This window comes from Arthrobacter sp. MSA 4-2, from assembly GCF_016405885.1.
Taxonomy (GTDB): domain Bacteria; phylum Actinomycetota; class Actinomycetes; order Actinomycetales; family Micrococcaceae; genus Arthrobacter_D.
Window position 1 is genome coordinate 76,891 of record NZ_JAEKGC010000001.1, and the last position, 23,230, is coordinate 100,120.

The window sequence follows — 23,230 nt, forward strand, 5'->3', positions numbered from 1 at the left end:
GAAGGTCATTGAGCGCCTCCACATAATCTGCCTTCGACGTGCCGCCTGAGCGAGGCTGGGCTGATCACCGAAGTCCCGCTAATGAGGGAAGCAAGGCTCGTCCCGTCCACGGTGTCGAACACCGAAAGACGAGCCAAGCGGAGGGACGAACTCGACAACGCTGCAGCATCCTTCATCGAGTCATAGAGTGCGCGTTGCTTCCAGCGTGGCGAGCCTCCGCCCTCAAATGAGCGCGGTTCAGCGGCTGGACCGAACATCCGCTCGCAGGAGGGATTCGTCCACCGTTTTCCCCAACTGCCGGCGCCGAGGCAGACAGCTTCTTGATTTAGGGATTGCTGCTGGTAGTCCGCCCGCCAAGGCAGGTCCACTGTCCAGTCTGCCCCCAGTGTCTCGGTACGGTAGCGGTTGAAGTGCAGCTCCTCGTCAAGCTCGACTACCAAACCGCCTGCAAAGGCGAGATCCCAAGCGCCCGGACGCAAAGACGGAGTAGGGTTCGAGCCTCCAAACGTGCGGTACGTGTGGAGGACGCTCTGTGCAAGGTTTCCCTGGATATCAGCCAGCCGCGGGGGCGCCGGGACGGCGGCTGCCGGCCGAAAGCCTGCTTCCTCCAAGAGTGTCCTTAGTGCGGTAGCACGTTGTCCAGTTCTGACCATGATGCGATTCGCCTTTCAGTGAGAGCTTAGGACTCGCAAATTGCTGCAACGTCTGTCATGCGACTTTGTACACCTTCCCCAGCGCGGGCAGATGAATCAGGATCTCGATAACCGGCTTTCCGGTGACCGCCAGAATCGCTTGGCGATACGTGTCCATTTGCCCGAGGTAGTGGTCCCTGATGTGACCAGCCGGATCCTGCCCCGGGTAGCTCTTGTGATCGATCAGCACATAACCCGCGGGGATCTCCAGCAGGAGGTCGATCCACCCTTCCATCACCTGGTCCTGCTCATTCCGCCACGCGATGGGTGCTTCCCGGTACTGGACTGCATTGGGGTAGGAAGCCGAAAGGAAATCGGCCAGCCGTTCGCCGGCTACCAGGAGAACATCGGCACTGACGAGGTCGCCCACCCGCCACCGGTCGACGATCTGCTTCGCAAGTCCCAGCTGGTCACTCTGCGCCAAGGCGCCGTACTCGGTACCGAGGAACGCATGAATCGCCGAGCCCACCGCATCCCAGCCTCGATCACCATGGGGAATCAGCCGGTTACCAAGATCGGCATGCTCGCTCACGGTTTCCAGCTGCGAGCCTGCCTGTTGCTTGCTTGCCTGGATCCGGGCAGACGGATACTCCACCAAGGTCCGGGGGACGACGACGTCAGTGTATTGAGCACCCAAAGCTCCCGGATTGAGGGCGGCCTCCTGATCAGCGGTATAGGTGTACACGTCAGCGGGCATCGGTTCAGCAGTGCCCGCAATGGAGATCAATCCTTCACTTCCCTCACCGGACCACGACACCAGGCTTTTGATCCCTAGATCATTCAAGCCTGCAGGTGCGGGCCCTTTCGCAGTGAGAATCGTTGTCGAGACCGACCGGGTCATCCCGACGTACAGCAGCCGTGCCGCGTTGCGGCGCTCACGCGCCTCGTTCCGAGCCAGGACGTCCGAACTCTTCGCCGCAGTGTCCAAGGGGGAACCCCCGTAGGGGAACGGCGACGGCCAGAACCGGATCCACCGGCCGGCAAGGGGATTACTGAGGTCGAAGTCGTCATCGCTCTCCACCGCTGTACCGAAGGCCCGGGCTCCGACCTCCCGGTCGAGGCTTTCCATCACCACGACCGGCCACTCGAGACCTTTCGCTTTGTGATAGGTCAGCACGTTGACGACGTCGTCCCCGGAGTTCTCCGCTCCCATGGCGTCTGCGTCAGCAAGGAAGCGAAGACTGCCGCGCAGGGTCCCGGGTGTCCGCAACGCCTTGGACGCCTCGTAGTAGTTGTTGAGCTCCGCGCGCACGGCGTCGAGGTTGCGCAGGCGCGTCTCCGGCACGGACCAGGCCTTGATCAGCTGCGGAAGGTTGAGTGAGCTCACCACTCCCTCGAAGACCTCGGTGGGTGTCGCGCGGCTGGCCCGGCTTCTCAGCGAGGTGAGTGCCGCGCAGACCGGGTCCGCGGCCCAGCCGGCCAGCGTCTCGGACGGTTCGGCCGACCCGAGCAATTCCTGCTGCCAGCTCTGGTGGCTTCCATGGTCGGGGTGCAGGGCGACGATCTCGGTCAATGCCACGGTGTCCCATGCATCGGCGACGAAGGCCATCGCCGCACGGGCGAGCTGCACCTCCCGTGCACTCATCAGCGGTTGACTATTGAGGCTCGCCCGGACCCCGAGTGCGGCGAGGGAGGCAGCGATCGTCTCAGCCTCCTTGTTCGTTCGGGTGAGCACGGCGACGTCGGACGGTTTCAGTTCCCGCCGCGTCAACAGGTCGGCCACACCGGCGGCCGTCGCCGCAAGGCGGTCCCCGTCCTTGCCTGCCGGTCGGTTCCAGACCTCCAGAGAGCCCGCCGGCCAGCCGGCATGGTCAGGGGTGATCGTCAGCGTTACTGTCGCTGGATCCATTCCCGCCGACTCGAACACCGGAACGAAGACGGCGTTGGAGAGGTCGATGACGGACTGCCGCGACCGCCACGAATATTTCAGCTGGCGCTTCTCCGTTACATGGGCAACGACGGCGTTCATCAGCTCGGGGTCGGTCTCCCGGAACGCGTAGATTGCCTGTTTCGGGTCCCCGACCCACACTGCCTGTTCAACGAGCCCGCTGAGCTGCAGGAACAGCTCGAGCTGCAGGGGGCTGGTGTCCTGAAATTCGTCGACGACGAGGAACCGCACCCGTTGGGCGAAGGAGCTGCGGAAGGCCTCGTTGTCGCGCACCAGTTTCAGGGCGAGCGTTTCCTGGTCAATGAAGTCGATCACTCCGTGCAGTCGTTTGAACTCGGCGAAGGCGTCCATGCATTCGGCCGCGCAGGCGTAGACGAGCCGGATGAACTGTTCGACGTCGTCGTGAAATGCCGGATTGGAGAGCAGCCCCTCCTTGAACGCCGTCACCGGGCCCTCAAAGATCCGCTTGATCGGTGCTGAGGCCCCCGATGGAACAACACCGCGCCACTGCTCCCACGAAATGTCCTCCACCGAGGTCAGGGCGGTGATGCGGTCGACAATAGTGGGGAAGTTGTTGGTGAAGCTCGCGGCCGTCGTATTGACCGACTTCCCGTTCGAATCGACGCTGCTGCGGGCCACCGCTTGGAGGTCGGGAAGGCACTGGCGGAACTGGTGAAGCCAGCTGGGCCGGTCGTCGGTGTCAGCCCGACGCTCCAGCAGGGATTGATAGCCCAACCAGGACCGCTCGGCACACCCTGCGAGGTCCCGCGGCGCGAGGAGGTTGTTGCGGGCGGCGTCGCAGATGCTGCGCACCAGGGACGCCCATTCGTTGTCCTCCGCCATGCTCATCCGGCGTGCGATCGGAAGAATACGGTCGGAGTATTCGGCCAGGACACTGTCGGTGGCGAGGTGGAAAATGCCGTCCTGCTCACCCTCGGCAATCGGTTCGAGCGCGGGGGAGAGGCCGGCGTCGATCGCATATTCGGTCAGCAGACGGCTGCAGACGCTGTTGACGGTTCCAATGAGGCTCACCGACAACTGCTGTGCGGCGTCCTTCAGCTGCTGCGTGTCCTGAGTGCCCTTAGGTGCGTCGAGCAACCTGGCCGCGATGCGCTCCTTCAGTTCACCGGCAGCCTTCTTGGTGAACGTCGTCGCCATGACACCCGACGCCGGTACACCCGCCGCGATCTGGTCGGCAATGACGTTGGTCAGGTAGTGCGTCTTGCCAGTGCCGGCGCTCGCCGAGACCATCCGGACGTTTCCTAGCTCATTCATGAGAAGTCCCCCTTCAATCCACAGAGCCTGCTGAAGTTGCAGAAAGTACACGGCGGTTTGGCATAGAACCGGCCGGCCGCCGCTGCCAGCTCCTCACCGGACGGCCCACCTTCAGCCACCCGCCCCGCCTCGACCAGCGGATCCGCCGTAACACGCCCGTTGAGGACCTCCTCGACTGAAAACTCCGCTGCCTTCACGGCCTTGTTCCACAGAGTCTCCGGGTCCTGCTCACTGATGAGCTGATTGCCGAAGGCCGGATTGGTCGATGCGAACGTCCCCTGCTTGAGAAGGTAGTAGGCCGCCGGGGCGGCCTGAGCACCCTCCTCTTGGAGCGACCACTGATAGAGCGCGAGCTGGAGTGCCTTGCCCTCCCGGACCTCGGACACCCGGTATTTGTCCCTGTTGCTCCACTTGAGATCGATCACCACTGGCCGCCCGGCGTCGTCAATTCCGACGACGTCGACCGAGCCCTTCACCGGCAAGGTGACAGGTTCCCCGCCCACCATAAGGTCGAGGTCCTTCTCGAAGGGATGCTCCACCGACTCAATGGAGATTCCGGCGGCGCTAAGGGTCGAGAAGAACTTCATGACCGAGTCGAGCACAATCGTCCGGATGTTCTTGAGCCGTGCACTGTTGCCCGGCAGCAGGAATTCCGAGGCGAAGTGAGGCAGCAGTGCCTCCAACTTCGCTTCGATCTCCTCGGGCGTCGGCACTGCCCGGTGCGCGGAGGAGAGATCATGCTGGAGTTCCTCAACTAGCTTGTGGACGAAAGTGCCGATCATCTTGTTGCCGCTTGGAGCACTTTCTGCATCCGCCGGCCGGATTTTCGCCTTCTTGTCGAGCACCCATGCCAGGGAACAGCCCAAGAGATTGCCCAGCTGGCTGAAGGACAGGGAAACAGGCAGAAAGTCCGGGCGGCGGCCGACGCCGAACGAAGCCGGTGGCGCGGTGATGGGCCGCCGGGGAACAGGAACCAAGGCTGCTGAACGGCACGCAAGGTGCCAGCGGCTGTCTTGGATGGTCTCGTCAGTGGAGACGGTCACTGCGGCAACCCGTGCTCGCAACAATTCCGCCGTACCCGACGGCCCGGCTTTCGCTGGCTGCGCCGCCACGAGGGCCTCAAGCAGGGGGTTCCCCTCCAACCGCTCACCGTCGAGCTGTGCTGTTGTGACGATGAGCAGGTTTCGGCAGCGCTGACTCGCTGCAAGTGTCTGAGACACCTGCAGTGCGGCCATGCTTTCGGGGGTGGGCAGCTGTACGCCAACAGCAGCAAGGGCGGCCATGTCCTGAGCGTCCCAACGGCGGGCCCGTGGGCTGGATGCGGACTGGAAACCCCACCACAGCACGTCGTCGACGTCGTCCATCAACTCGGACAGGTGATTGAGCCGGAGCCAGGGTGAGGCCTCGGCGGGGGCAAGCGGGCTCGAACTTTCGGCCATCACCGAGGAGATGATGCGGCGCAGGTCGGTGCGCGAGACGGCAGGGAGTCCCGAGATGAGGGACAGGAGGGTCTGCAGCTGCGCCGCCGTCGACTTCAGTTCCTCGTCATGTGCCGCGAGGGCGCCCAGGCGCCTTGCAAGCCATGCTGCCTTGGCGGCAAGTTGCGCACCGGTCACTCCGCTCTCCTCAAGCAGGAGCGCACTTGAGAAGAGACTGTCGAGCTCCGCGGCGATTGCGGGTCCCCGTTCCAGATCCGCCGCAATGTTCTCGAGGGCTTGCTTCCAGGCAGGCCCTCCGGTCCCGGGCTCCGCCTTGAGTGCGCCAAGGAGTTCCCGGGCGGCGCGCCCGCGCACGGGACCGACCGGCAGCGAGAGGAACTCACCTAGGAGCTGGACGTTGACGGGACCCCAAATCACTTCCATGAAAAGCGGGATGATTTGATCCTGCGCTCTCCACCGGGACTTGGCGCCGACGCCGAGACGGGGGAGATCATGGGTACCGAGATAGTGGTCAAGCACGGACGTCGGGTGGGAGGTCACCACGGCAGTGCTGGGCAACAGCCCGGCATTATTGGGTGAGTTGGAGGCGAGCCACCCAGCACTATGCTCTGCAGCTTCCCATTCCGTCTCTGCCTGCAGGACGGTGATCCGCGGCCATGCATCCGCAGCGACGCCAGGCTCCAGAACGAGGGTTCCACGGGCTTCCAACCTGTCCAGAATGCGCTGCCAAATCTCGGGGAAGGACTCGCGCGGATGTTGCAGGAGGATCGTTGAGATACCAAGTGCCAAGGGAGAGTCGAGGGCGCTGACGAGATCAGCGATATCGTCGGCGAGTGCAGGGGAGAGAGGTAGCCCAATGTGCTCCAGCGCAGACAGGGTGCGGAGGAGCTCCGAGGTGGCCCCTGCGGGAAGCTGGCCATCCCACCCGTTGGCAATGAGATCGTCGCGTGCGTCGAGGAGTTCGTGGGCGGTTGACCACGGGTCGACCGAAAAAGAATGGTGGAACCAAGCATCGGCCTGGTCAAGCTCCTGCAACCGGGCAGTGTATTGATTGACGCGGTCGGTGTGTGAGACTTCCGGGCGGGTGATGCCTAGGCGGGTCTGGAGGAGTCCAGTGAATCCGAGGGGACCCACGCGGACGGCGTTCAGCCCGGGATTGTTGAAGGCCCACGGTGCGCGGTCCAAAAACCAGCCGAACTCTACTTGCATCATTTCCCCTTGTGATGATTCGGCGTTTCCGCATCCTTGCGGAATCGAAGGTAGTGCTGGTGGAACACGCAGGGTGAGTCCCGTGCGTTGGCGAGGTTATTCGGCGTTCAGGATGGCGGGAGTGTGCGCAAAGTTGGCTCAAGGCGAGCTTGGTGGGCTGGGCCCGCGTAAAGCAACAACTATCGCACGCGCATTGATTCTCCCTGCATGCCATTTGGCGAGATCACATCTTCACCGCTATTCGCAGGTTAGCAAGGTGCACTGACAATTTATCCGCTCGGCCAAGTGGGTCTCCTCCGGAGTCATACGAAATGAACATCCGAGGTTTGAATTCCTCAGCGTACTGACCGAACAGCTGCCCCAACTTTCGATCGCTTGGAAGCACGCCAGCGACCACACCGCAATACTTTCGACGGTATGATTTGTTTGATTTTGGTTAGTTCTTTTGGGGAGACCACTGGCTTCGGATACTTCGAGAGCGAGCGACATGCCTAGCGACGATCACCAAATGCATGTCACCCGATGCTTTAGAAGGAGTTCCCATGCCCGAATCCCGTCCGATTGACACCGGCGCTGAGCCGTTCACCGAAGACGTCGTGCAAGTTGATGCCAAGCAACTGCCTCAGCCTGTTAAGGTTTGCCGGAAGTGCAGCGTTCAGAGCGAAACCAGCGGGGACTTTTGCCCGAACTGCGGCACATCGTTTCTAGTGCGGACACGGCGCCTCCGACTAAGCAAGCGTATGGTCATCATCCTCGCCGCCATTCTTGTGGTTCTAGCCGCTGGTTCCGCGGTGGCTTTGAGCGTGCAGCATGCCAATCAAGTTGCTGCTGAGGAGGAAAGAGCAGCAGCGGTGGCGGCCGAGAAGAAGGAACGGGAGGACGCGGCCCAAGCTGAGGCGGAGCGTGAAGAAGCTGAGAGGAAGGCGGCCGAAGAGGCTGACGATATGGAGCGGGCAATGCGGCTGCTCACAGTCACGAGTCTCGAAGAGTCGGTGCTGAAGGACGCGAAGGAGCGGGTCGACAAAGGTGTCCTTAAAGGTCCGATCCTTCGCGCTTCCTGCACACCATTGGGCGGGGGCTCCACCGACGACCTGACAGCGATTACAGGAACTTTCGATTGTATCGCTGTGAATGAGGAGCACGACGACGGTTCTGCGTCGGGCTACGGGTTTTCCGCGACAGTCAATTGGGACGAAGGAAGCTACTCCTGGAACCTGGGCAACTAAAATAACACTGCGAAATCGGGATCTAATCGCTTCTAAGAGATGGGCTTATGAGCACCTTTAGGCGTCGTGGGCACTACAGGCGCGGCCCAAATGGGCAGCGCGTATGGGTTTCCAGTCATGAAGTGATGAGGTCCGGGGGTTCGAGCGCCAGCTATAGTCCACCTCCACCGCAGCGCATCTTCTACGCTCCGCGGGCCACAAAATCTGATGACGCAGTTCGGAACACAGGGCCTATGCGACCAAGACCTTGGAAGTCGAGGTTGGGAATCTGGGCAGAAACGAATGCGGTCTGTCCCCTCTGCGGTGCCGCTGTTTACTTCTATGCGAACGAGTACGGCAGCCGGGTCTATTTCGACGAAGTCGGGCCGCCCTGGCCAAAGCATCCTTGTCTGCTTGACACTATTGTCCCGGGTAGTCGTCATATGGTTACCCCTGAATTCGACGAGGCTGAACTGCGACGTGCCAATCGCCGACCAACTCGCTCATTGAGCGACGGTGATGAATCTCGGATCGAAGCGTTCGTGGCCACGCGTTCTTGGCCGGACAAGGGACGCACCTCGATCCTCGTTCGATATCCCGGCGCCGACCATGACTCCGAGATCTGGGTGATCTCGCAAGGCCTCATCTTCGAACCAGGACAGATTCCGTTCAAAGAGGATGGCCAGCGGTTGTCATACGTGAATATGCGGCGTCTTCAGGTATTGACCCCCCCGATCGTAATTCGCAAGCTCCCCGCATCTTCCGGGTCCACCCCGTCTTCCGGGCCCGCCCCGTCTTCCGGGCCCACCCCGTCTTCCGGGCCCGCCCCGTCTTCCGGGCCCACCCCGTCTTCCGGGCCCACCCCGTCTTCGGAGTCAGCCTCAACTCCCGTGCCCGATCCCGTCCGCGAGAATGAGGCTCCGCCGCCGAGTCCGTCCCGGCCCACGAGCGACTCTGCGACCGCCCTTGGCGGCTGCTTGACGCTTCTCCTAATGGGCTTGCTGCTCGGAGCCTCGTTCGCCGTGGCTCTCTGGGCCATCTTGTGACACGCCGCCTGACGGCAGTCGACTGCTGTGGGGCGGCCCATACCGGGTGGAGCAGGAACGCATCCCCCTCCACGTCGCGCATGGGTATGTCTCGAGAATGGACTACGCAATTGGCAACCTGTAATGAAGGTTCAGGTCGTCGCAGCTCGACTGCCAATAAGCGTGTTGCCGTTCATGCAGAACCGCATGGCTATTCTTAGCGAGCAGCCCCACCAACTTAACCTCAGCTCACACGAGCAGCGAGAAATGGAGTCTCCTTGTCGAACCAACCTCTTCTGCTGTTCCTGCATGGCGTCGGGGATGGTGATCCAGAAGACATCTGGAGCAGTCGGCTTACAGACACCCTCGTTCACCTGGGCTATCCCTCTCTGAGTAAGGAACGAGTATTAGCGCCGAAGTACGCGCACCTACTCAGGGGTTCGGACGATAACCGACCCCTGCCGAAGGTGACAATCAAGGAGCCTTCCCGCGATGCAGCTAAGCAGAGCCGTCGTGAATTCGAGCGTCGAACTGGTGCTATCGAGTTTAGGCTGGGACAGCATGACCGGGGCCGTGGTCGATTCGCTGGCGACGCCGTCGTCAACTTCGCCGTCGGACTCCCTCCCTTCATTCAAGCGCGCAACTACATCGGTAATGTCCAGATTCGTGCTCAGGTGCTGAACCGCATCCTCGAGCAGCTTCCTCAGTCCGGTGACCTCGTGATCGTCGGACACAGCCTCGGATCTGTTATCGCAGCCGATCTCGTACGTCGGCTGCCGATTGGCCTCAAAGTCACCGGGATGGTGACTATTGGAAGTCCACTCGCCAACGGCAGCTTCGACGTTGACAAACTCAAGGAGACGCTCAAGGAGCCGCCGACGAACCTGGTTTGGTGGGTTAATTTCTGGAATGGTCATGACCCCGTCGCTGCCCACCGGGGAGTTTCCTCCGTATTTCCGTGGATGCTCGACTTCCGGATTCGGACGAAGGTGAGTCCCAGGGTTCACGCGGCTCAGGAGTACTTGGCTGATGAAGCCGTGGGCGAAGCCATCGGTTTCGCTCTTTTCGGGTCTCGATCTCGTGAAGTAGCCGAAATCGACCAAGACCCAGATCTTCCTCTCGATGCCGCCGAGTTGTTTGCCCTTCTGGCGCTGAGATATGCCCATCTCATGAAGACCAGACTGTCGGGTGATCAACTCGACCGTTTTTCCGGAGCGCTTCGACAGGTGCAGGCAGATGTAGTCGGTGAACTCCAACAACGAAATCTCGCGGAGGGCAGGGCTACGCCCTCAACGGTTGCACGCCTCGCTTTTGACGTGTCTGATTCTCATGCGAAAGTGCCAGAGCCACTTCCAAGCCGCCATTTTTCGAAGGATGAGGCAGTGGTCCTGCTGACCGTCCTCGCGGCGGAAAATGTCATCAAGCCTTTCGAAATTTCACTGTCCAAGGAATTTTGGAGAGGCACGATGAAGGATCTCGCTGCCGAAATGGGGCTTGGAAGTCAGTATGGCGCCGATGTGTTCACAGCGGCAAAACTTGCACAAGAGGCGTTGACTGCGGGTGGTGTGAATTGGATCAAGTGGGGCGCGATGGGCGCGGGAGCGGCAGCAATCGTAGTGGCAACAGGAGGACTTGCACTCGCAGCCGGCGCCGGGCTGGCGGGGGCTGCTGTCATCACCAGTGCATTGGCGAGCTTCGGGCCCGGGGGAATGATCGGAGGGCTGATAACAGCGGGCACATTGGTCACAGCCGGTGGCGGGGGGATCGCCTACAGCCTTGCCAGCACTGGGACGACCGCCGAGACTCTGGAAGCGGTCGTCGAGCGCCGGTTAGCTGCTGCAATCCTTCGACGACTTCAGCTCCTCGAGCCCGACCCATCTCTGTGGAGGATTCTGGTTGAGACGGAGATCGAGGTGCGTCGGAAGTATGCGCGGCTCGACGAATTCTCGGATGAAGCGGCGGCTGCGCTCAAAGAGTTGAAGCGGAAGATCGACGCGCTGGATCGGGCGCTCAGGTACCTCCGGGACAACGGTCTCGAACCGAGCGCGCCTGAAGAGACACAGGGTCCGACGCAGTGACCTTGCGTTCTATGAGGACGTCGTCGTGCCACTGCTCATTCGCCGTTCGCCTAAGCCATGAGCCACGACTTACGCCGTACCGAGACTTCACTCTGACGGTGATCACGGCCGCAGATCGAGCGGCCCGGTCTCGTTGGCATCCTTGATCAGGCCCAGCAGATCATCCGGTCGAGCCTGACTTGCGTCCGGTTCAATGAGTTCGGGGCGCTCGCTGAACTCTCAGTACTCTCTCTATCGCAACTATCGAAAAGAGCCACACATGAGCTACCCCGCAATCCTCGATGCCGACCATGTTGCCGAAGCAGCTGCCTTGGTGCGCCGTTACTACCTCCCACTGGGGGGAAACACCAACCCCCGCACCGGGACGCGCTTCGATGATTGGGCAGGAGGCGGGGACCATCCTAGCGTCGCCGATCGCATCACGGCTGACGACCTCGTGGCGGTGTCGTTTCTCTCGGTCGACATCAAGGGACGTGCAGCGATTGGTCTGCTCGAAAAACACGCAAAAGAGATCAATGAATTGCTTCAACAGATTCCGGTCGACCTTGACCTGTGGGATGCAGACATCGATGCACTCAATTCTCCGGATAGCCCGGCATCCCAGTTGTGGCATGTACTCCGAGGCGGGAAGTACGGCAGGTGGGGAATCGGTCCGACGAGGGCAAGCAAGATCATGGCCCGCAAGCGGCCCCGGCTTATTCCTATCTACGACTCGGTTGTGCGGCCGCTGATGGGTCTCGACCATTCCGGCGGGCAGTGGACGACCTGGCATGCCGCGCTCAATGATGAGTCCGGTCTGCCTGCACGTCTTGAGGTTATCCGGCGTGCAGCGGAGGCGCCGGCAAACATTTCGGCGCTGAGGGTCATGGATATCGTGTTGTGGATGCACGGGATCGAACTCGGACTCGAACCGGTTAACGATGACGACGACGTCGTTGGGGCCGAGAACTAACCATGGCTGGCATTCTTACCCGGCCACACGGCGGCAGCTGGCTCGAGCCGAAGGAGTCCGTCTACGCAAGGGAAGCCGATCTTCAACAGATTCTCGCCGAGCACCCAAGTCTCATCCCCGGCGTCGGCGACGATGGGGTTGCATGCAAAGAGTTCCAGTCCGGTGTTGGTCCGGCAGACCTGATCGTTGTTGATCAGGCTGGCGGTCTCACTATCGTCGAATGCAAACTCGCGTCGAACCGGCAGGTGCGCCGGGAGATCATTGGGCAGATGTTTGACTATGCATCCGCCTTTTGGCGGATGTCGATGGACGAGTTCGAGGAACGCTGGTTCAAACGCACGGGTAAGAGCCTCACCGACAGCATGGTGTCCGTGGAACCTGGCTTCGCCACTGCCGTTGCGGCGAACCTTGCAGAGGGACGGTTCAATATCGTCTTGGCAGTGGATGCTATCAATTCGGATCTGAAGCGAATTGTCGAGTACCTCAACGCAACGTCAGGGCCGGCAACCTCCGTTATTGCCGTTGAGTACAAGCGGATGATCACTGAGCACACCGAAATCCTTTTGCCAATGACCTACGGCGAGGAGCTGGCCGGCGCGAAAGCAGCCGACTCTGAGCGGTCCCGGGCACGTTGGACGGAAGTCGAGTGCCGTTCGTGGATTGCTGCCAAGGATCCGGCGAACTTGGCCAAGTTTGACTTCCTGCTGGAGGAGGCACGACGCCATGACATACCGTTCGTGGGCTCGGCAAAACGGGCGAAAAGCATCCCAGCCGGATCCCTTCAAATTGCATTGGATGACACCGGCAGGACCGGGTCCGTGTACGTCTACCACTACGCGACGGGCTCGACCTCCATTGAATTGAGCCTCACACGGGTGCCGAAAGTGGCACCTTCTGAGGACAACCTCAAACGGCTCGAAGACTTCCTGCAGCGCCTGTCGGACATCGAGGAGTTTCAGGCCGCGGCGGCGGCTCTAAGAGAGTCGCAGTGCAAGCGTCGACCGAACGTTCCGCTTGCCGACATTTCCGCCGATTCACTACAGGAGCTCGTCTCTGTCCTCGCCGCGCTGAGGTCCGCCTAGGAGATTGTTTGTGCACGGAGTCCTGGGACTCAACCGCCCGACAAGGAGGGCTGGAACGAGCGCCAGTTGGGTGATCGGCTCAATGTTCCTGGCTACCCCACCATCGGCTTCCAATGTTGTGCGCTCGACAACACCCGCGCAAGTTCTGGACCGCCGGCTTTCCTCAACAGTGCTGAGTCTCCGACGACGACGAGCAAGCTCCGTGCGCGTGACAGCCCGACGTACAACTGCTCCGGTGCTCGGTCCAGTTCCTTGAAGCCATCCACGCACAGAATGATGACTGAGCGCTCAAGGCCCTTGAATCCCAGCACGTGGCCGTAGAACTCGGCTTCATCCTTATGGAACTCGCGCCAATAGTCGGCTGTTGTCCCGTGATCGAAGTGCCGCTGATGTTCGGGATGGCGATGCTTGGTGGTCAGAAGTGCGATCTGATTATTCGCCCACCCTTCATCGATCAGTGCATCCACGCAATCACCCGCAACATCGAGTGCCTCCTCCGACGAACACTCCACGCGCCGGACGGGAAGTCCGGTGCTGCCCCGAGGCCTGAAGTGTTCTCCCGCGAAGGCTTGAAAAGTCTCGGCGATTCTTCTAGTGTTCCGCAGGTTTTCGTCGACATGAATGGGCACAAGGTTGGCGCCCAGCCCAAGTCCCGCACTCGCAAGCTGGCCATCCCAACGACGGTAGACGTTCTGCTGATCGTCCATGAAGGCGAACACTTCACCGGCTGCGGGGTCCTTCATACAGTTCAACAGTGCGTCCCACCAAAGGGGTGCGAAGTCCTGCGCCTCGTCCACGACAACGGCATCCAGCTTGTCCCCGGGGGGCATCTCGGCCGCAACTGCTTTGAGGAGAGCTGGCATCTCTTCATCGAAGTAGGTCTGGCCCATGCCGTCTGGTACCCCAAGGCGCCGGGCGTACTCGTGAAACTCTCCGGTGAAGACCGGTCGGGCCTGCCGCCAGCTGTCTAACTGATCCTGCAGGTACAACCCAAGCCCCTTGTTGTAGCAGAAAAGGCCAACTCGTTTGCCTTCCCTGGCGAGACGGCGGGCCTTCTCGACCGCCATCCAGGTCTTGCCGCTGCCGGCACCACCGACAAAACGTATTCGGGGCAGACTCCGGGTTGCAGCAAGGAGAACGGCCTGTCGTTCAGTCAGATGATCCTGAGCATCCTCCGCTTCCTTGTGACCGATGGCGGGACCGGCGTCGGGTTCAAGCCGCCCGGATAGCTTGTCCACCATGCGGTTCATGAAGGGCACGGCTAGCGTGTTAGCGCCGCCTCCCTCCTTCTCAATCGCACTGCGGATCAAAGGCGCCGGTGCGGCCAGATCATCTTGGTCGAGAATCAGGGTGCGTGTGCAACCTGCCATCTCCCAGGTGGGAGGCACCGGCGTGTATGGCAGACACACCATGTAGGCGAACCTGCTGGAGAGCCGTGTACCAAGCTGTTGCTCCATCCATGACCGAAACGCGTGCATCGAGCCCTGCGATTGGGCGACCGGGCTCTGGATCGCGTGACGACCCTCTTTACCCGTCTGGTACCACTGGCCGTCCTCGATGCTGATGCGGCCGCCCTTCACTTCGATGGCGGCCAAACCTACCCCGGGCCAAAACACCAGAAGATCGATTTCATGTTCGGCCCGTCCGTGCCGCACCAGGACAGAGTGCGCCAGTACAGCATCGTCCGGCAAACTTCTCCGGAGTTTGTCCCACACCACTCTTTCGGCTGATTGATGATCACCGAATTCAGGCTGCTCTGGAATGCAGCGCATAATCCACCTCTCGCAGGTCCCCGGCAGCTATCCTCGCACGGCGCATGCTCGTTTCCCGTCTTCTACGTCGCGTGCTCGGGAATGTGTGTAACCGCTTCTCGAGTTCGACTGACGATCACTGCCTGTTCTTGTCGAAGCTATGGAACGGGAAGAACTTGCAATATGAATGTCGCGGCTACGACATTCGGTCAGTAGATACTCGGACCCTATGGTCCGAATGCTCGCATCACGCCATAGTTCCCTTTGGGGCCCGCGCAGAAGCGTCAGTTCAATCGATTAGCCTGGACGAGTGAATGAACTAAATGGGGGAGTGGCCGCCGGGAAGCTGCCGGAGGGTCTTTATGAATCGCTGGTGACCGAGCTACTCGCTACCCGGCTGGCAGGGTCGCCCGAGTTGGAACCGCGAATCGACAGTGTCGACGCTGACGATGCGGTCGAACTCATGTCCCGGCACATCGAGAGGGCCGTCCGGACTGAACTCCAGGCGGCGAGACCCGAGGACCGCGTCGGCTTGGCGAACAGGATTCTGCACTCGCTCGAGGCAGGTGACCGGATCGAGGACGGCCCCCAGCAACTCCGCTCCCTGTGCGTCCCGGACACCCTCAAGCGCCGGAACCTGCGCCGTCCCACCACCGCCCTCTCGGACTCGGCACTCCTGACAAACGGCAAGGACGACCCCAATCTCGCGGCGGAACTCCGCACCGAAATGGAGTCGTCGAACACCGTGGACCTCCTCTGTGCCTTCGTCCGATGGACCGGCCTCCGGCTCCTCCAACCCGCCCTCGATCAGCTCCGGGAACGGGGAGTTCCTCTGCGGGTGATCACCACGACCTATATGGGTGCGACCGAACGCCGCGCCATTGACGAGCTCGTCACAAGGTACGGCGCCGAGGTGAAGATCAGCTACGAATCGCAGGCCACTCGGCTGCACGCCAAGGCCTGGCTGTTCCGCCGAAACTCGGGATTCGACACCGCCTACGTCGGAAGCTCCAACCTCAGCCAGGCGGCACTGCTCGACGGGTTGGAATGGAACGTCAGGCTCAGCTCGGTCGGCACACCTGCGCTGCTCAAGAAGTTCGAGGTCACCTTCGACAGTTACTGGGAGCAGCGTGCATTCCAGAGCTACGACCCGGAACGCGACGGCGAGAAGCTCGACGCGGCCCTGGAACGCAACGGAGGCCGCCGCACCGCCGCCCCGGACGCCGCCACCGGCCTGGAAGTTCAGCCCTACCTCCACCAGGAGGAAATGCTCGAAGACCTGGAAGCGGAGCGGCTCAAGGGCTTCAACCGAAACCTTGTGGTTGCCGCTACAGGGACCGGAAAGACGGTCATTGCCGCACTGGACTACAAGCGTCTCTCCGAGGCCGCCGGCCGCGGCTTGAAGCTGCTGTTCGTGGCGCATCGCCAGGAAATCCTCAGGCAGTCGATGCGAACCTACCGCGACGTGATGAAGGACGGAACCTTTGGCGAGCTCTACGTTGGTGAGCACAAGCCCCAGCAGTGGAAGCACGTCTTCGCCTCCGTACAATCCCTCGCATCTTCAGGAGTTCAGCAGTTTGCGCCGGACTATTTCGACGTCGTCGTCATCGATGAGTTCCACCATGCGATGGCGCCCACCTACCGGCAGGTGCTTGACCACCTTCACCCGCAGCAGCTCCTCGGGCTGACGGCAACGCCCGAACGCGGTGACGGCGTCGACGTCGCGAAGCAGTTCTTTGACGGACGCACCGCCAGCGAGCTTCGACTCTGGGACGCCCTCGACGCGGACCTACTGGTGCCGTTTCACTACTTCGGTGTCTCCGACGACGTCGACCTGAGTCAGTTGGAGTGGAAGCGCGGCAATTACGACACGGCGCAGCTCGACCGCCTGTACACCGGCAATGACGCCCGCGCGGCGAAGGTTATCCGGGAGCTGCGGGACAAGGTCACTGCCACGGATCAGATGCGCGCACTCGGTTTCTGCGTCTCCGTGCAACATGCGCGCTACATGGCCGAGGTATTCAACCGGGCGGGAATTCCTTCCGTTGCAATCGACGGCGGGACCAACGACGTCGAACGCGCCGCGGCCCTGAGACGGCTCCGCGAACGGGCAATCAACTGCATCTTCACCGTGGACCTCTTCAACGAAGGGCTGGACCTTCCGCAGGTGGATACCGTGCTGATGCTGCGCCCGACGCAGAGCGCTACAGTTTTCCTTCAGCAGTTGGGCCGGGGGCTCCGGCGGGCGGAAGGAAAATCCGTTTTGACCGTCATGGACTTCATCGGTCAGCAGCGGCGTGAGTTCCGATTCGATCTGCGGTACCGGGCGCTGACTGGATACGGGCGCAAAGAACTCCAGAAGGCCGTCGAGAAGGAGTTTCCATTCCTGCCGTCCGGATCGCAGATCGTGCTCGACCGGGTGGCCCAGAAGGTCGTCCTGGACAACATCAAGGCGCAGTTGCGCTTCAACCGGGCTCAGCTCGTGCGTGACATCGCCTCCTACGGTCGGACCGAGCTGGCGGACTACCTGGACCAGTCCGGCAATGACGTGAAGACCATCTACCGGTCGACGAAAGATTCCTGGACGGGATATCTGCGCCAGGTGGGTTTGATCGAGGGGTACTCGCCGGCCGAGGCAGCCTTGAGTGGCCGGATCTTCGAGCTGTCGGATGCCGCAGAGAAGAAGCTGCTCGGACGGATGGCTGCGCTTATCCATGTTGACGATCCGGAGCGCGCGGACGCATACGTCATGCTCGTTGACAGGAACGCTCCGCGTTACGCCGATCTTGGACCTCGCGAGCAGAGCTTCGCCCGGATGCTCTTCTACACGCTGTGGGACGACGGCGGAGGATTCGCCTCGTACGACGCCGGCCTTGACCACCTGCGGAGTTACGAATTCGTGTGCAGCGAGATCCGCCAGGTGGTCAGGCTTGGAGTCGCCGCGTCAAAGCATGCGGGCAAAGGGCTCGGGGCTGGCCTGCAACACATCCCACTCCTGTCGCATGCGACCTATCGTCGTGAGGAGATCCTCGCGGCGCTGGAGTATGGGTCGCTGGAACTCGGAAAGAATGTGCAGCATCGGGAAGGCGTGGCTTGGTGTTCGGCGACCTCGACGGATGCGTTCTTCGTGACGCTCAATAAGGACGACAGGAACCACTCGGCGACGACCATGTACCGGGACTACGCCATCAGTCCGGAGTTGTTCCATTGGGAGTCGCAGAATGCGACTTCGCCGGGAAGTCCGACGGGCAGGCGGTACCTGGATCGGGCCGCCCACGGGTCCAGCATCGTGCTGTTTACCCGGGATGCCGCCGAGGACGAGACCGGCATGACGGTCCCTTACACGTGCCTGGGGCAGGTTGACTACGTGCAGCATCAGGGGGAGAAGCCGATCGCCATCACCTGGAAGCTGCATCGGCCGATGCCTGGGGACGTCTATTCAGTTGCGGCGGCTGTTGCCCAGTAACGCCCACCGCCTCGCCTGCTTGCTTGCTTGATGCGATCTGTCATGAACGGTCGTTTGTGAGCTTCGGGGAGGGGCGATGGCGCCGATCGCCGATTGCCTCCGCAGACCGGCACGCTATTGAGGAAGGATTGAAAATGGAACCGGATGCCCTGCCGTCCTCGATGATTGCGAGGCTCCTCGAGGAGATCTCGTGGGAAAAAGCGGTGAAGTACCGCATGGGTGGGCGGGGGATGGAGAACGTCCTGACCGCGGAAGTGCTCGGCGGCCTCGACCTGTTGCCTCGGGATCACTTTTTCGGTGAGGTGATCCGTGCGAGCAGTGGCGCTGCAGGCGCACGCTCTCGTCTCGCGCTGCAGGCAGAGTCGGCCGAGATGTCCCTGCTGTCCGGCGACCTGCACGTGAACCCGGCACAAGCAATCTCGACCCGATTCGTGGTGCAACCCGATGCGCTCATCACCACGCCGGACGTGTTTGCCCTCGTGGAAGCGAAGAGAATCCGAACCAGCGCCTTCCAACAGGAGCAACTGGCCCGTGAACTCCTTGCTGTGATCACGAACTCAAATGGACGCTCGCCCTTGCTTTTCCTCTTCGGCGTCGAGCCTCCGGTACGGGTGAAGGGTCTCGGGCATCTCACCGTAGCTGACGCTATCGAGCGTCATTTGCCGGCTGTGCTCGAGCGTGCGGGCGATGTTGGACTCACGGTCGATGACCTCATGTCCCGCCTCGACGACATCGTCTGCTGGATATCCTGGGATTGCATCGAGTCCACCCTCCGATCACAGCTTGAGCAGTTCACGGCAGCTGATTCTAGCGTCGATGCAAGCATCCGGCGTATGGGTACTCAAGTCCTGACTGCGATCGATTGGCACTCCTAGGTCCTACTTCGTTCATGAGGAAGCCGCACCTCCCGCTTCGCTGGCGGGAGGTGCGGCTTCATCGTTGAGCTAGCGTCAGCCGCCGTACACCAACCCGTACCTCACCAACATGCCGTTCGGCGGAGCATCCGGCGCCGGCAGCACGTTCGTCGTCGCGAGGAGGCCCTTCGCGTCCACCTCGACGTCCGCAGGCAGCACTTCCTGGGTGAACAGCACGGCCTTGGTCGTTCCGGCGGGCACCACCGAGATGCGGTTAGCCATCAGCTCGGCGATGAAGAGGTTGCCCTTGTCGTCGAACGCCAGGCCGGTCGGCGTGTGGAGGCCAACGATCACCGATGCCCCGTTACCGGTCGCCGGGTCGATCTTGAGGACCGACCCTGCCATCTCACCCTCGGGCACGCCCGGAAGCGACGAAACGTACAGGTAGCCGTCCTTTCCGACCTCGATGTCCGTCGGCACCGGCTCCGAGTTGTAGGTCTTTCCAATGGTGCAGGCCGGCAGCCCGAACTCGGCGGCATCCGCTGCCGTGAGAACCGTCGGAACGGGCCCGATGAGCGAAATGAACCGAACCGCCCCCGTCGCCAAGTCGACAGCGAAGATCGCGTTCGCGCCTGCGTCCGCAACGAACAGTGTGTGCCCGGTGGGATCCAGCGCCGTCGCGTACGGATGCGAATACACCTCGCCGCCGTGCGGTCCCGCATAGGGAGCGATCGGCGGCGGCAGCTGGTCCAGGCACGACTGCGGGGTGTTCCGCAGCCCGTACTCGGATTTCGCGTCGAAATTGTTGGCGGTCTCAAACGCGGCGAGATCGGCGAGCACCGTAACGGCACCATTCCGGAGCACGCTGACGTTGGCGACCAGCGGCCGTGTCTCGCCCGGACCGCCCACACTCTCGGTGAAGTACGTGTCCGGCCCGTGCGTGGTGACGCCGCCCACTTCGATATTGGGGCGCTCCACCAGGTTCGTGACGACGCCATTGCCGTCGACGCTGCTCAGCAGCCCGGCGAAGTTCTGGGTGACGTAGGTCGACTGCCCGGGTCCGGCGGCGACACGCAGGGGGCCGACCAGGGAATTCGCAAGCTCCGTCTGCTCGCCGGGCGAAACGGCCCCTCCGCCGTGATGCTGGACCTCGACCGCGCCGGCAGCAATGCCGGTTCCGGTGAGGGCGACGGTTAATAGTGTGGTGCTGAAAAGACGCGCAGTATTACCCTTCATGGGATCAATCCTCAGGTTTTGCGGGTGATCAAGACGCGGTAAAGCGGTCCCAGCAACCGAGCAGTGGGGTTCCCACTGGCGCACTGCTACCCCGGTCATCAGCCGGAAGGGCGGCGTCGTTTTATGCTATGACGGCCCTGATCGACTGTCCACGGTATTACTGCGGTGTGATTCACGCTGCTTGGCATTCTGTCCGACTGCTAGGTCCGGCTGCTATTTCGGTTACAAAAATCTTTGCGGTGGCGACAGGAACAATAGTGGGTGCGCCGACCTACAGTGAGCGCATGGAAACGGCCAAGGAAACAACCAGCGCTCCGCGGGCCCGACGACGACGCCTGTGCCCGGTCTGCCGGTCCGGGGCGTGGCGCATCGCCTACGGGATGATCCTGCCCGATCAGCAGGCCACAATGCCCAACACCGTGTTCGCCGGCTGCTGCATCCAGATGCGTGAGCGCCGGAACCCGAAGACAGGGGAGCGCGAACTGGGAACGCCGGCCTGGCAGTGCCAGAACCCGGACTGCGGGCACGAGTGGTGGTGACACGGGGCCGACCAGCGCGAAGCGTTTACGCGCTGGACCAAGCGCATCGCCTGAGCAGGGTCAGCTGTCGCAGCCCCAGCCGTCGCCGTCACGGTCGAGATGGGGTCCGTAGCCGGGAGTGCTGATGGAAATGGGCGCCATGCCGGCGGCACGCACTGCAGCGCAGTTCGGGTAGTACGGTCCGGTGCCGGAGCGGGCACGACTGGCGCAGGCGCGACGGGAGCCGGTGCGGGGGCAGGGGCTGCAGGAACCGGCTCAGGTTGTGCCGGAACGGGGGCCGGCTCGACGACGACGGGAGGCTGCTGGTTCGTCGGAGCGTCCATGGCACCGCAGGATCCGAGGATGGACACCATGGCGTCGTGCTCTGCCTGGGTAACCCACAGCCCGTAAGTCGCCTTCACCGAGATCTGGGTCGCGACGTAGGTGCAGCGGAAGGCCTTGTTGGGTGGCAGCCAGGTGGCGGCGTCGCCGTCGCCCTTCTGCTGGTTGGTCGGGCCGTCCGTCGCCTGCAGGTTCAGCGGGTCGTTTGCGAAGGCCATGCGCTGCTCGGGGCTCAGCTGCTGCGCACCCTTCTGCCACGCGTCCGAGAGTGCCACCACGTGGTCGATCTGCACGGCCGAGCTGGTGGCCTGACCGCGGATGAAACGGATGGTGGTCGCGGTGTACGGGTCGTCGAGCACACCGGAGGCCACCTTGCAGGGCACGCTGTTGGCGAAGACGATGTCATAGAGCAGCAGCTTCAGGATGTCGTTCCGGGTGTCGCAGCCGTTGCGGTCGACGTCGGCCCAGGCTATACCGAACTGGTCCCGGTCGTAGCCGGTCTTCGGTGTCCGTCCCTTGATGGCCAGCGTCTCCAGCAGTGCGAGGGCCTTGGTGCCGGCGGCTGGCTGGCTCTGCGGGGCGACGGTCCCCTGCACGGTGACGGCAGGCACCTCGTCGGTATCGAGAGGGGCGACGTCCGGCGTCGGGGTCGGGGTGGGCGCTGGCGCCTTGGTGGTGCTCGGCCGGGGAGTGGGCGTGGGGGACGGCGACGGCGTCTCCGCGGGTGCGCTGGCCGCCGCCTTGTCGGCCGCTGCCGTCCTTTCGGGAGCCTCGGCCGGTGCATTGATCAGGAAACCAGCGACGAGGGCCACCACGCTGATGCCGATGGTGATGCCGGCGGCCCGGCGGTCCGGCAGGCGCAGCCAGGACGGCTTCGCGGAGACCAGCGTGTAGAGGCCGGTGACGAGGAAGACCAGAGCGCCAAAGCCGAGGACACCGCCGCGGAAGTTGCTCGATTCGGCGATGACGATGGAGAGGATCAGGAGCCCGACGACGATCCAGGTGGATCAATCGATCCTGCGCCGTTGCGGCCCTTCGGACAATGGCTTTGAGGCAGGGCTGTGCCCGGAAGGTTTGCGCATTAGATTGTCCCCCAGCTGAAAAGCGAATGTTGTGCGCTGGTCATCCTACAGCCGTCACGGCCGTTTGCTCTCTTTCGGATTCGGGCTGACGGGATCGAGTTTATTGCTTTGTCAGTTCGCCACGCTAGTCTTCGCTAGACGTCATCTATTCATCCGATACCTAAGAGGAAAAATAATGGGCAATGAAGCGGTTGTTACGGACATGCAGAAGCTGATAGCCGCTGAGAATTGTCGCCACCACCACGCTCTGCCCGCTGGGCTCATCTATCGCTCTGCGTATTGGACGCCACCTATTCCATCGGAGTGAGGTACAACGCCGTGGTCGTTCCGGTTGTCCGGCGCTACGCCCTCTCACAGAATTTGGACCAAGTTCTCATTGAAGGAGATTCACTTCAGCGTCCAATCAGTCCGCGTGATGACGAGCAACCTCTCAAGGATTTCGTATCGTCCATAGAACATCTTTCTGATGATCAATTCGCTGGGCTGTTGGGGAGCCGACACAGGACTTCGTCTCGTGGGGGAATCCTCAAGAGCGCAGCCGTCCGCCAGATAGCCCAAATTCTTGTCGCTGAAGGCATCCAAACCTTGGAAGATGTGAGCATGCTCCTCAAGGACGTTGAGCGAACGTCATCGGTTGAAGCTCGCTTGAACAAGGTGCGGGGCAGCGGAACCCAGGGCATCCGAACGGGCTATCTGTGGATGCTCGCTGGTGACGACTTTCAAGTGAAGCCGGACCGGCATGTTTTGAAATGGATGGGTCACGTCCTGGGGCGCCGCATATCGGTGGTTGAGGCTCGATCCCTGTTGGCGGTCGTGGCGACGCAGCTGGACATCACTCCCTGGTCGATTGATCACGCCATTTGGAAGAAAATGTCCAGACGCGGCTGATGCCGACCGAAACGCTAACCCTTATCCCTCACTCCAACCGAATCGAAAGCATCGATGCGGCGCAGAAACGAAAGACCCACACGTGAGTAAAAAACGCGAGACGAGAAAGCTGTACCAAAGCCCGCCTAATTGGCCCACCCCGCCTCCCGGATGGGTGCCACCGCCGGGTTGGAAGCCAGACCCTGCATGGGGGCCGCCTCCAGAGGGTCATCAATTTTGGGTCGATGACCCTTCTTACAATGGTGGCG

The 23,230-nt window shown here is 61.9% G+C and carries 12 protein-coding genes and 1 pseudogene; 7 read left to right on the top strand and 6 right to left on the bottom strand.

Going from position 1 to position 23,230, the window contains the following annotated elements:
* Positions 1-708 precede the first annotated feature (708 nt).
* Positions 709-3,855 (bottom strand): UvrD-helicase domain-containing protein, encoded by a 3,147-nt coding sequence (locus I6N91_RS00305; protein WP_198809940.1) that lies wholly within the window; start codon positions 3,853-3,855, stop codon positions 709-711.
* On the bottom strand, positions 3,852-6,506 hold the full coding sequence (locus I6N91_RS00310) for a PD-(D/E)XK nuclease family protein (protein WP_198809941.1): 2,655 nt from the start codon (positions 6,504-6,506) through the stop codon (positions 3,852-3,854). Before I6N91_RS00310 ends, I6N91_RS00305 begins: the two co-directional genes overlap by 4 nt.
* 539 nt (positions 6,507-7,045) lie before the next feature.
* Between I6N91_RS00310 and I6N91_RS00315 the strand changes: the two genes are divergently transcribed.
* The 4 genes from I6N91_RS00315 (at position 7,046) to I6N91_RS00330 (ending at position 12,845) form a co-directional block, all read left to right on the top strand.
* Positions 7,046-7,729, top strand: coding sequence for a DUF2510 domain-containing protein (locus I6N91_RS00315; RefSeq protein ID WP_198809942.1), 684 nt, complete (start codon positions 7,046-7,048; stop codon positions 7,727-7,729).
* A 1,282-nt stretch (positions 7,730-9,011) separates the two neighbouring features.
* Complete coding sequence (locus tag I6N91_RS00320) at positions 9,012-10,811, top strand: hypothetical protein (RefSeq protein WP_198809943.1); 1,800 nt, start codon at positions 9,012-9,014, stop codon at positions 10,809-10,811.
* A 259-nt stretch (positions 10,812-11,070) separates the two neighbouring features.
* Positions 11,071-11,763, top strand: a complete 693-nt coding sequence (locus tag I6N91_RS00325) for a DUF6308 family protein (RefSeq protein ID WP_198809944.1) — start codon at positions 11,071-11,073, stop codon at positions 11,761-11,763.
* 2 nt (positions 11,764-11,765) lie between these two features.
* On the top strand, positions 11,766-12,845 hold the full coding sequence (locus I6N91_RS00330; protein WP_198809945.1) for a hypothetical protein: 1,080 nt from the start codon (positions 11,766-11,768) through the stop codon (positions 12,843-12,845).
* Between the two features lie 92 nt (positions 12,846-12,937).
* Here the strand turns inward: I6N91_RS00330 and I6N91_RS00335 are convergent, their stop codons facing one another.
* Positions 12,938-14,617, bottom strand: a complete 1,680-nt coding sequence (locus tag I6N91_RS00335; protein WP_198809946.1) for a nuclease-related domain-containing DEAD/DEAH box helicase — start codon at positions 14,615-14,617, stop codon at positions 12,938-12,940.
* Between the two features lie 325 nt (positions 14,618-14,942).
* Between I6N91_RS00335 and I6N91_RS00340 the strand changes: the two genes are divergently transcribed.
* Positions 14,943-18,062 carry a DUF3427 domain-containing protein gene (locus I6N91_RS00340; RefSeq protein ID WP_198810172.1) on the top strand — a complete coding sequence of 1,040 codons (3,120 nt, stop codon included), beginning with the start codon at positions 14,943-14,945 and terminating at the stop codon, positions 18,060-18,062.
* A gap of 134 nt (positions 18,063-18,196) precedes the next feature.
* Positions 18,197-18,937, top strand: a complete 741-nt coding sequence (locus tag I6N91_RS00345; protein ID WP_198809947.1) for a hypothetical protein — start codon at positions 18,197-18,199, stop codon at positions 18,935-18,937.
* Between the two features lie 75 nt (positions 18,938-19,012).
* Here I6N91_RS00345 and I6N91_RS00350 read toward each other — a convergent pair whose 3' ends face one another.
* The 3 genes and pseudogenes from I6N91_RS00350 to I6N91_RS00360 all read right to left on the bottom strand — a co-directional run.
* Positions 19,013-20,152 (bottom strand): ScyD/ScyE family protein, encoded by a 1,140-nt coding sequence (locus I6N91_RS00350; RefSeq protein ID WP_198809948.1) that lies wholly within the window; start codon positions 20,150-20,152, stop codon positions 19,013-19,015.
* A 599-nt stretch (positions 20,153-20,751) separates the two neighbouring features.
* Complete coding sequence (locus I6N91_RS17430; protein ID WP_307843196.1) at positions 20,752-20,832, bottom strand: excalibur calcium-binding domain-containing protein; 81 nt, start codon at positions 20,830-20,832, stop codon at positions 20,752-20,754.
* Positions 20,833-21,095: 263 nt separating this feature from the next.
* A pseudogene (locus I6N91_RS00360) lies at positions 21,096-21,827 on the bottom strand (HNH endonuclease family protein); the annotation flags it as partial.
* A gap of 570 nt (positions 21,828-22,397) precedes the next feature.
* On the opposite strand from I6N91_RS00360, the gene I6N91_RS00365 reads away from it, so the two are divergent.
* On the top strand, positions 22,398-22,982 hold the full coding sequence (locus I6N91_RS00365; RefSeq protein ID WP_198809950.1) for a hypothetical protein: 585 nt from the start codon (positions 22,398-22,400) through the stop codon (positions 22,980-22,982).
* The last annotated feature ends 248 nt before the right edge of the window (positions 22,983-23,230 follow it).